This window comes from Spirulina sp. 06S082 (assembly GCF_034932145.1).
In the GTDB taxonomy this organism is placed as follows: Bacteria; Cyanobacteriota; Cyanobacteriia; order Cyanobacteriales; family Spirulinaceae; genus CCY15215.
The window spans coordinates 1-10,313 of the sequence record NZ_JAYGHV010000180.1; the positions used below are offsets into that span (position 1 = coordinate 1).

Sequence of the window (10,313 nt, forward strand, 5' to 3'; positions counted from 1 at the left end):
GAGCCAAATAAATTCCACAATTGATTAATTTATTCGCTGTCGTACAAAGGTATTCGAGAAATGATAGATTTTCTGAATCTTTAATCAAATTTTGTTGACATCCATACATTTAAAATTCACCTCCTATCTTTTTGATTTTATCACAAACAATGCTTTGGTGCTATAGTAATTCTATTTGAGTTGTAAACAAACAATCTAGTAATGGCAAGGGTTTCAGTCTGCACCAACTTCACATCTCAATTGGTTTTGCTATATATCTCTAAAAAGCCGTCCACAGCGAAGCTAAAGGACGGGGTTTTAAACCCAGTTTTTTGATAAAATATTTAACTCTCAACTCTCAACTCTCAACTCTCAACTCTCAACTCTCAACTCTCAACTCTCAACTCTCAACTCTCAACTCTCAACTCTCAACTATCAACTATCAACTATCAACTATTTAACGCCTTGAGGGAATAAAATCATAGCAATTGTAAAGCCTAAACCCAAGCCTAAAGCATGAGCTAAAAAACTCACTTCAGGAATAAGAAAATCAAAAGTCACTTGTAAAGCAACAATTGCTAAAAATAAGCGCAACCGTTTAGCCGCAACCTGACTTTTTTCTTGTAACCAACCCTGGAGAAGAATCGCTAAAATTGCCCCTAAAATCCCCATAATTGCCGCAGAAGCCCCCACCAAACGCTGATAAGGCATTCCCTGCACGATCGCGATCGCGCTAAACGCATACATTGCCCCAATACCACTGCCAAAATAAATGAAAAGATAGCGCCATCCTCCCGCAATTGCTTCTACAAAAGGTCCCAGAAAATAAAGCCCGACCATATTCGAGAATAAATGTAAGGCACCGTAATGAAGAAAATTCGCCGAGATCGATCGCCACCATTCCCCGTGCCATAATGCGTAAGGCATTAATGCCCCTAATTGGTCTAACGTATCTGTGTTTTTACTGCCACCGAATGCCACCTCTAACGCAAAAAAGAGGATATTTAGAGCAATAAGCGAGCAAGTTACTTTAGCGTGACGGGGAGAGAGAGACAGCGCCGTACCGTAGCGCCTTTCTTGTTGCAATGAACCTTGCAGCCGTTTTAAAGTTTGCCAAGAAAAAGGAATGAGAATCGTTTCTAAATCCTGCGGAGGATGGGATAAACGCCACGCGATCGCCTTCTTGAGCATAAAATCATTAGCACTCTCTTGCAGAGCGAGGAATTGTTCCTCTATGTTAGGATTTTGTCTGGCTGCCATTTGTGCGGTTAAACGCCAAAACTTTTTTTTGTGTGAGGGATAATCCACTAACGGTTCTGCCAGTAAGTGACAGACGCGATCGACTTGACCGCAAAAGGCAAAAACGAACAATCTGGCCAAATTAAGCGGAATGGGGTTTCCACTCTTACTTAAATGTCCTTCGTAACGCTCTAAACCCCATAACAAACCGTTTAAATCTCCCGTTTCGCCCAATGCTCGCAGATAATTGGTAACGAGATAAGCATCTTCCTCTAATACTCTTTCCGGTACGTGATGCTCGATCCATTGTAGAAGTTCCTGCCATTGCGCCCCCATAATGAAGAGCAGGGCTGTTGCATTGCGTCCCGTGGAAGTTATGCTGGTTTCATAGGGATGCAAGCGTTTAATGGCTTCAGAGATTTTCCCTTGCTGTCCCATTTCCAAGGTTTCTAGGATAAAAGGTTGCTCGAACCAACCATCAGCAGGATGCAGCCAGCGCAAGTAGCCAGCCAGTTTTCGCGCATCCCCATAACGTTCTTGATAGATGAGTTGATTGACCCAAGCGCAGCCGCAGAGGGGAAGAATGAGAAATAATCCCCATAAACTACCTCCAATTAACCCAGCCAGTTGAGGATTCAGATAAAATAAAACACCGGTAATTAATAAAATTCCCCCGGAGACAATACTCCAACCCCGACCGCGATGGTCGAGTAATGTACGGAGGAGGAAAGCAAAACAGGACAGGCAAATTGTCCCAATTAATAATTGATTAAGATTCATTGATAATTGATAATTAATAACTCTTTATTCATCATTAATAATTGATAATTGTTCCGGGTTGAGTTGTAAATATTGAAGCGGGTCGATCGGTTGACCTTCTTTACGAATTTCAAAATGGAGATGAGGTCCGTTAGAAAAGCCCGTAGACCCAACCTCGGCGATCGCATTTCCTTGTTTGATTGGCTGTCCTTCTGTGACGTAAAATTTACTCAAATGACCGTAGAGGGTGGTCATTCCTCCTCCGTGGTCAATAACTACGGTTTTACCATATCCACCATACCATTGCGCTAGGATAACTGTACCACTATCCGCAGCGTTGATGGGGCTGCCGTAATCTCCCGCAAAATCAATCCCGCTATGCAGTCGTTTCCCTCCCCAGATGGGATGCTGTCGCAACCCAAATTTACTAGAAACTTTCCCCTGGTGAGGAGCAATAGAAGTATTCGTACCGCCAAAAATGGCGCGATCGCGGTTTTCCATGCGTTTTTGAATCATTAAACCGATCCCTTGAGAATCTTCGGCTAATTTGGCTCGAAGATTATTTAGGTTGGAGCGATCGCCGTCGAGTTGTGCTACTAATTCTTGTTGAATTTCCACTTGTGCTTCTAGATCGGTCTTTTGGGTGCGGATTTGTTCTTGTAGGCGAGAAATTTGCTTTTTTTGTTCCTCAATGGTTTGTTTTTGTTGTTTAATTTTATTGGCTGCGATCTGTAGGGTTTCTAAATGATGGCGATCGGCTTGATAAACTAATTTAAGACGAGTGCGGCGATCGAAAAATTCGTTGAGATCGTCACTTTTGAGCAGAAAGCGCCAGCCTTGACTGGTGAGGGACTGACGTTGAAGAAAGCGCAGTCGAGCAATGGTCGCGGTTAATTTAGGTTTATAAGTTTGGCGTTCTCGATTTAATTTTATTTCTATTTCTGCTAATTTTTTGTTAGCATTTTTATATTCTTTTTCATAATATTTTAATTGTAAATCCATCACTTGTACGGTATGTTGCAAGCTGCCCAAATACCGCTTTGCATCTTGTTCGATACTTGAGAGATGATTTTGTTTTTCAACTGCTTCTACTTGTTCGCGATCGATGTCATTTTGCCATTCCTGTAGCAAATCAAGGGATGCTAAAATCGGGTACCCTAAAAATTGAGCGCTTGTGGATTGCCCTCCAAGTCCCCAAAAACCGATTGTCGCACAAAAGAGACAAACTAGCCCCCATATCGCGCGTCCTTTCCATCGCTGTACCCAATCTGGCATTACTTCAAGATTGTCACCTTTCTGATCATACCCGATGAATTGCTTTAACTGGCGATCGCAAAAAATGCAATTTTTCTGAATCTTCCCAATTCAGGTTTTAACTGGGAGAAGGTTCCTTGGGTAAAGTTTTAATCTCTTGAGATTCTCCAGTAATAATGCGTAGATTTTCCGAGTTTACTGCTTCTGTTTTGAGAGATTTAATTGCACCTAATGCTTCTTTAATAATCACGGCTGTCGGTACCGCAACAACAACCCCTAATAACCCTCCAACCCTTGCACCAGTCAGAATAGCAATGAATATCCAGAAGGGATTTAATCCGGTAACTTGCCCTAAAACTCGCGGTGCAATAATATTTTCTAGAACTTGTTGAATAATCACCGAGACAATCACAACTTGAATGGCAATGCCAATATTTTGTAATGCTAATATGAATGTGACTGAAGCAATTCCGACAGAACCACCAAAAGGAATAATTGCCATTAAACCAATGGTTAAGCCAAACAATAAGCCGAAGGGAACTTTTAAAAATAAATAAATTAAAGTTAAGCTCACTCCCAGACAAATTGCTAAAATAAACTGTCCGATAAAATAGTTGCGAAAACTCGATCGCAATGTTAAAGAAAATGGTTTTTGTACTCTAGATGGCAACCATTCTAACAAACTGCGCCAAATATCATTGCCGTGCAGGAGCAAATAATAAGTAATAACAAAGGTTAAGAGAATATCTAATACCTTAACAACCGTAAATAAGGTGACATTTAAAGCAAAATCTAGGGTTTGTCCCGCTAGATTTTTTAATTGTTCCTTAATGGTATTTTTGGCCGGAATGATTAAGGCATCGAGGTTAGTTGACAAACCTAAATTATTAAATCTCTCATCCAGTGTCATGAGTTGATATTGCCCTGAATCGATTAATTCAGGTACGCGATTCACTAATTGTTGTGCCTGAGAAATCACGGGAGGAAGTAATGTTATTCCTACAGATAGTAATGTTAATAGTGCGACTAAAGTGACTACAAAGGTTGCGACACTTCGCTTCAAGCCAATCTGTTCTAAAAAACTGGCTGGGTAGTTTAGCAAAAATGCCAATAATGAGGCAACCAAGACAATAATCAAGAGGGAGTGAAAATATCCAAAAATGGTCGATAAAGCCCAAGCATTTAAAACTATCAGGGGTGCAGCTAAGGCGATCGCCAACACCCGAGATAAGGAAGATAAAGATTCCCACCACATTTTTAATCTACTTTTGGGTTCGGAGGATACTGAATTCACAAGACAAAAAATAAGCAATAAGATGGACTATTGAAGAAGAGAATCGGAAAATCAGGAATCGCGAGTATTTTCGACTGTTATTGATTCTAGCGGAATTTGTGGATATTGAGTCGGTTTTAGGGTGGGAATAGAGGTGTCTTTGTCTCGATCTAGGACATCTTTGATCCAGGCTTCTTCAATCCATGTTTTAGTCACGACAGCGAGGGGAAGTGCTAAAACCAGTCCTAAAAAACCAAAGAAAGTGGCAAAAAAGATTTGTGCGGTGAGGGTTGCAGCCGGTAATAAGGAAACCTGCTTTTGCATAATCATTGGACTAAACCAATAACTTTCTAAATTTTGGACGATGATATAAAGGACGATCACTGCGATCGCCTGCCAAGGGGATTCGAGGAGGGCAACGGAGAGGGGAAAAGCAACACTAGCAGCCGGACCAATATTAGGCATAAAGTTAAAGACAGCCGCTAAAAGTGCATGGGTAAAAACAAAAGGAATGCCAATAAATAATAAACCGACTCCACAGCAAATTGAGACAAATAAGGAGTTAATACAAATGCCTCGCATCCAACTGATTAAGGCTAATTCGCATCGATCGAGAATTTCATCTGTCCGTCGTCGATAAAATGAGGGAAATAAAGTTAAAAATAATTTTCGATATGCGAGGGGATTCGCAAGAAACATGACGGCAAAAATGAGGATTAATAAGATTTGCAGTAACACCGTCAGGGAATTACCAAAAAAGTCAAAAAAGTTGCCTAAAATATCCTGGGCAAATGGTCCAAATTGTTGGGTAATCTCGGTCAGGTTGGGGAGTTCTAATTCAATTCGATCTAAAGGAAGCCAACCGGGAGGATTTTCAAAGAAAAGGTCTAATAACTCTAGAACTTTATTAATAGCGATAGGAACTAAAGCAATTAATTTCTGAAATTGCGAGAGAAAGGGAGGTAAAACTAAGCCTAAAAATAAGAGGCTAAAAAGAAAGACTAACCCTAAAGAAATTGGGACTGCACGACTGCGGGAAATGTTTATTTTTCTCTGTTTACCAAAGTCTTGTAGCCAACGGACTAAACTATTAAGGGCGATAGACAGGACGACAGATGTAAAGATGAGTAACACTATCTGGCGAAATTGCCAGAGAATAATTAAGGAAACAATTAAACAAAATAAGCCCACCCAATTCCCAAATTTCATTGCATTTCTCCTCAGAAGTTCTTTAAAAATTTATGGTATTAATTAACTCTTTGTTGTTGTTTAAGCGTTTAGTTTTTGGTTTCCTCCCAAGCCAAACAGCCAAACAACGACAATCACCCAACATAGAATAACTCAAATGATAGGCGATCGTACAAGCAATTCCTAGCAATCCTGTTAGAATCAGAAAAGTTGGCTGGAAAAAGGTAGGAGATCCAGCAGGGAAAAAGCTGCAAGCATTTAGAGGATGATAAATAATATACCCGACAAGGCTGGCGATCGCCCAAAATCCCCAGGTTAAGACGGAAACTCTTTCGGTTGGATTAAGTTTTGTAAAAGCAGAAGTAAGGCGATTCATGGCGATCGCCACGATGGGAATTTGACCAAAGAAGAATCCTGGTGTAATAATTGGAAGGCAATAAAATTTTAAATGCTTAATTTTAAATTTTGGCATAATCATTGTGCTTTGAAGAATGACTAGAATAATATTGAGGAATATCTAAATAGCGAAATTTAGTTTCATATAAAATATTCCAAGCTGCTTTTTGTTGATTTTTTGCAGCTTCTTGGAATTGGTACCAGTGACTTTGTTGATAATTTTCTCGCCAAAAATAAGGGGCTTTAAAAGTTGTTAAACTAGAAAACAAGCCTTTTTTGCGATCGCCAAATTCATTTTCGCTGCGAGTAACCGCACGTTCAAGCCAAAGATATTTATTATATAGTGGAATTTGTTCCTTTCCATAGATTTTTTGTTCGCTTAAGGCAAGATAACGTTGAATGCGATCGCGTCTGTGACGATTTTTAGGATCGTAATTGCCAATAGCGCGATCGAGATCGCGAACCAATTCTAGAGCATCTTTTTCTCTGCGATCGCGAGGATCGACACCTTCTAAATAGAAACAATATTTATAAAATAAATGTTTAGCTGCATCCAGAAAACGCAATTTATTGTTAACTTTATCGTGAGGAGAAATGAGGCGATAATCATGCCAAATTAAAGCCGGCCAATCGGGATAGCGCTTGACATCAGCATGACCGACATGAGGTAAAGCCGATCTTAACATTCCTTTAACGGCATTAAATTCATCATAATAACCGACAAAATTTTGATGCGCCCAAGTATCGACATAACTATGAGAAGCAATGCCAATCCGATAGAGATTTTTACTCGCTAAGGCATCATCAATAATGCGATTAGCACTAACATTATTAGGTGTAGTATTCAGAAAATGGCGTTGTCCATCTTTGCGTCGGGCGCTTAGAGCAAAAGGATCCCCTGGGATAAAATGAAAGACAGGATATATTTTCAGTAATTCATTCTTGGACTTCAGAATATTAAAGGTTTGGGTAATATGATTAAAATATTCACTATTTTTCCCTTCATCAATTTTAAAAACCGTTGAATTATTATCGACATACTGAGAAGAATAAGCCAAAATTCTCGCATCGAGAGGCGAAAATCCCGCTCGCGTTGCGATGGAGTACGTCAGATAATAATGAAATTCAATGTCCATATTTTTAGCAATTAGCAATTGAAGAATTCCCGATCCCGTTATCAACTATCAACTATCAACTATCAACTATCCCCGACCATTGTACTTTTTTCTCTTTGGTGCGGCGATAAGAGAAGAAGCGATCGCCATTTTGATAGGTACAGAAAGGGGCGATCGCCACAGATTCGGGTTTCACTCCCAATTGTTCGATTTGCAGTGCATTCACCCGTCGCACGTCTAGGCGCACTCGTCCGGGTTGAGGATCGGGAAGGATGGGGGGGGATTCAATCTTCTCTAAGGCAGCTAGAATCGCCTCTGGGGTGCTTGTATCTGCGTTTTCGACCAAACTTGCCCCAACCTCAGCAGCAACGTATTCCGTGACTTGATAAACCTCTCCGGCGATCGCGGGACCGAGGGCAAATCGTAAATCTTTTAAATTACTTCCCTTCTCAATCAAGCGAGAAACTGCTTCGGGAACGATTTTCTGTGCGGTTCCGCGCCATCCCGCATGAAGGGCGGCGACCCGTCCCGTGGTAGTATCGCCAATTAAAACCGGGGTACAGTCGGCACTCGCAACCCAAACCGATTGATTTTCAGCCTCGGTTAAGACACCATCTGCGGGGGGAAATTCCGTGTCTAATTCTCCGCTTTTGATTTCGCGATCGATCTCGCTGGGGGTTAAAACTCGATTGCCGTGAACCTGTTTGAGACGATAAGCTGAGGCTTCTGGGTGTAATATTTTGGCTAAGTCAACGGGAGGACGAGGATAAAACTGTTGAGAGAAAAAGCCGTGCGGCCAATCTTGCAAAAGGCTACAGGTCAAATAGGGCATACCTTCCCAGTCTTGCCAGTGCCATGCGGGGGATTTAGAAATGCTCAAAACTCACACCTCAAATTGGATAATTGCTCATTGGTGACACTTTAAAATTTTACCTTCGCATGGGCGATCGCGAGGAGGAGATCCCTTAGAGGTGCGTTAAATATCGCCAACATTCAGAGGCGATCGCCCAATCTTCTTGGGTATGCACCACCAAAACTCGCACTTTTGATTCAGTCGTGGCAATGTCTGCATCGACGGGATGCGCTAAATTTTTCTCTCTATCCAAATTCACCCCCAAAAACCCCAAACCCTGACAAGCAGATTCTCGCACCCTCGGGGAATTTTCCCCTACTCCCGCCGCAAACACCAAGGCATCTAACCCACCCAGGCTGGTTGCCATTGCCCCAATTCCCATCTTTAAGCGATGGATGTACATGGCAAAAGCTAACTTGGCGCGATCGCTGTCCTTGTCCATAGCTTCTGATATTTCTCGCATATCTCCCGACGTGCCAAAAATACCTTTTAATCCCGATTCTCGATTTAAGAGGCGATCGAGGCGATCGACGGTGAAACCCTCTTCTCGCATAAGATAGATACCAATGGCAGGATCGATCGAGCCACTGCGGGTTCCCATCATCAGCCCTTCAAGAGGGGTAAAACCCATTGTTGTATTGATACTTATCCCCTTGTCAACGGCGGTGAGAGAGGCACCATTGCCCAGATGACAAGTGATGAGTTTGAGGGTATTGAGAGGACGATCTAAGATTTGGGCGGCGCGACGGGCGCAATATTGATGGCTGATACCGTGGAAGCCGTAGCGACGGATGCCCTTTCCCAACCAATCATAGGGGATGGGATAAGCGGCGGCGGCGAGGGGGATTTGACTGTGAAAGGCGGTGTCGAATACCGCTAATTGAGGGATATTTGCCAATATTTGCGCGATCGCCTCAATTCCTTCTAAATGTGCTGGGTTGTGGGTTGGGGCGAGGGGGATCAGCTTGGCGATCGCCGCTTTCACTTCCGGGGAAATTGGTGTGGGTTGGCTGTATTCCGTGCCACCGTGAACCACTCGATGCCCAATAATATCAATCTCCTCTAAGTTATCTAAAACTCGGGTTTCTTCTTGAGTGATAGTTTTCAGAAGGTGATTTAAGGCTTGCGATCGCGACTTCGTATTGAGAGAGATTTTGCGCTGGCGATCGTTGGCTTCGATCGTTAACTCCACCCGATCCGATCGCCCCCAATCGATCGCCCCCTCCCATAACGGCTCTAGAGCCTGTTCCGGTAAACTTGAACTGGGGATATTGTAGAGACAGCTTTTCTGCGTGCTTGAACCTGCATTGAGTACCAACACTTCCATCTTTATATCTCCTCTCTCTGGCGCAATTCTTCTCGCAAGTGAGAGCAATCCCCCATCCTGTGTAGGAGAGGACCCCGTTCAGCCATTTCCACAACACTGACCGAAGCAACAGGCATACCAATGCGATCGCGGAATCGTCCCACATCAATCCCCAACAGGGAACATAACATAATGCGAATTGTTGCTTTATGGGAGACCACTAAAACATTACCATTCTTATAGGTTTGTTCGATTTCTTCCAGTACTTCAGAACTGCGACGGGCAATATCAATCCCTTTTTCGCCTCCTGTCGGACTACTCCAGCCCGGATCTGCCAGCCAACGGACATAATCATCGTGAAAATCTTGGTTCACTTCTTCCGGGGTTTTCCCTTCCCATTCCCCATAGAAAATTTCTTTAAGTCCATGTCGTCGTTGGCTATTAATTCCGAGGAGATCGCACAGGGGTTTAGCAGTAGCGATCGTCCGTTGTAGAGGACTAGAATAGATGGCTTTCCAAGGAATATCTTGATAGGCCTTAGCGAAATCTTCCGCCATTTGTACCCCTTCTGCGGTTAAATCGATATCCAATCTGCCACAATAAGTTCCAGTTTGACTGGAACTCGTTTCTCCGTGGCGCAAAAAGTAGATTTTTAAGCTCATAATAAATAGATTAAAACCGATTGATTGAGTGAACTGGCTTCATTGGGTTTAGTTTCTAACCAGAGAGGGATGTCATTCGACTTTAAGATGTGACAATGGGAAAGATGAATTAAAATCGGGTCTTTACCCTTGTTTTATAGCAGAGTAAAGAGAGATAAGCAATGTCAGGAACCTCAGCCTAAAGGCGTGAGGCTTGAAAGAGAAATCTGACAAGCCATTCTGACCAGACTAAGTACCTCGCGTACTACGTTATTTGGGTCACGACACCTTGGAATGCGAAGCTAGTTCC

9 protein-coding genes are annotated in these 10,313 nt (G+C 42.5%); all 9 read right to left on the reverse strand.

Annotated elements, in window-relative coordinates:
* Positions 1–432: 432 nt before the first annotated feature.
* Positions 433–1,998, reverse strand: a complete 1,566-nt coding sequence (locus tag VB714_RS13220; RefSeq protein WP_323224866.1) for a rhomboid family intramembrane serine protease — start codon at positions 1,996–1,998, stop codon at positions 433–435.
* A gap of 24 nt (positions 1,999–2,022) precedes the next feature.
* Positions 2,023–3,252, reverse strand: a complete 1,230-nt coding sequence (locus VB714_RS13225) for a murein hydrolase activator EnvC family protein (protein WP_323224868.1) — start codon at positions 3,250–3,252, stop codon at positions 2,023–2,025.
* 97 nt (positions 3,253–3,349) lie between these two features.
* The gene (locus VB714_RS13230) at positions 3,350–4,486 is read right to left on the reverse strand and encodes an AI-2E family transporter (RefSeq protein ID WP_416309674.1); all 1,137 of its coding nucleotides are present in this window, start codon (positions 4,484–4,486) and stop codon (positions 3,350–3,352) included.
* 90 nt (positions 4,487–4,576) lie between these two features.
* The gene (locus tag VB714_RS13235; RefSeq protein ID WP_323224872.1) at positions 4,577–5,713 is read right to left on the reverse strand and encodes an AI-2E family transporter; all 1,137 of its coding nucleotides are present in this window, start codon (positions 5,711–5,713) and stop codon (positions 4,577–4,579) included.
* Positions 5,714–5,735: 22 nt separating this feature from the next.
* Positions 5,736–6,164: a hypothetical protein gene (locus tag VB714_RS13240; protein ID WP_323224874.1), complete on the reverse strand. Its 429-nt coding sequence runs from the start codon at positions 6,162–6,164 to the stop codon at positions 5,736–5,738.
* Entirely contained in the window at positions 6,151–7,224 is a 1,074-nt protein-coding gene (locus VB714_RS13245) for a DUF6765 family protein (protein WP_323224877.1), read from the reverse strand. The genes VB714_RS13240 and VB714_RS13245 overlap by 14 nt, the downstream gene beginning before the upstream one ends.
* A gap of 55 nt (positions 7,225–7,279) precedes the next feature.
* Complete coding sequence (gene pgeF / locus VB714_RS13250) at positions 7,280–8,035, reverse strand: peptidoglycan editing factor PgeF (RefSeq protein ID WP_416309675.1); 756 nt, start codon at positions 8,033–8,035, stop codon at positions 7,280–7,282.
* Between the two features lie 133 nt (positions 8,036–8,168).
* Positions 8,169–9,383: an acetate kinase gene (locus VB714_RS13255; protein WP_323224881.1), complete on the reverse strand. Its 1,215-nt coding sequence runs from the start codon at positions 9,381–9,383 to the stop codon at positions 8,169–8,171.
* 2 nt (positions 9,384–9,385) lie between these two features.
* Entirely contained in the window at positions 9,386–10,024 is a 639-nt protein-coding gene (locus tag VB714_RS13260; protein ID WP_323224883.1) for a histidine phosphatase family protein, read from the reverse strand.
* Between the last annotated feature and the right edge of the window lie 289 nt (positions 10,025–10,313).

Excerpts from the sequence above, each read along its gene's own strand:
- pgeF (WP_416309675.1), bottom strand. The coding sequence starts at position 8,035 with ATGCCCTATTTGACCTGTAGCCTTTTGCAAGATTGGCCGCACGGCTTT.
- VB714_RS13240 (WP_323224874.1), bottom strand. The coding sequence starts at position 6,164 with ATGCCAAAATTTAAAATTAAGCATTTAAAATTTTATTGCCTTCCAATT.
- VB714_RS13230 (WP_416309674.1), bottom strand. The coding sequence starts at position 4,486 with ATGTGGTGGGAATCTTTATCTTCCTTATCTCGGGTGTTGGCGATCGCC.
- VB714_RS13260 (WP_323224883.1), bottom strand. The coding sequence starts at position 10,024 with ATGAGCTTAAAAATCTACTTTTTGCGCCACGGAGAAACGAGTTCCAGT.
- VB714_RS13235 (WP_323224872.1), bottom strand. The coding sequence starts at position 5,713 with ATGAAATTTGGGAATTGGGTGGGCTTATTTTGTTTAATTGTTTCCTTA.
- VB714_RS13255 (WP_323224881.1), bottom strand. The coding sequence starts at position 9,383 with ATGGAAGTGTTGGTACTCAATGCAGGTTCAAGCACGCAGAAAAGCTGT.
- VB714_RS13245 (WP_323224877.1), bottom strand. The coding sequence starts at position 7,224 with ATGGACATTGAATTTCATTATTATCTGACGTACTCCATCGCAACGCGA.
- VB714_RS13220 (WP_323224866.1), bottom strand. The coding sequence starts at position 1,998 with ATGAATCTTAATCAATTATTAATTGGGACAATTTGCCTGTCCTGTTTT.
- VB714_RS13225 (WP_323224868.1), bottom strand. The coding sequence starts at position 3,252 with ATGCCAGATTGGGTACAGCGATGGAAAGGACGCGCGATATGGGGGCTA.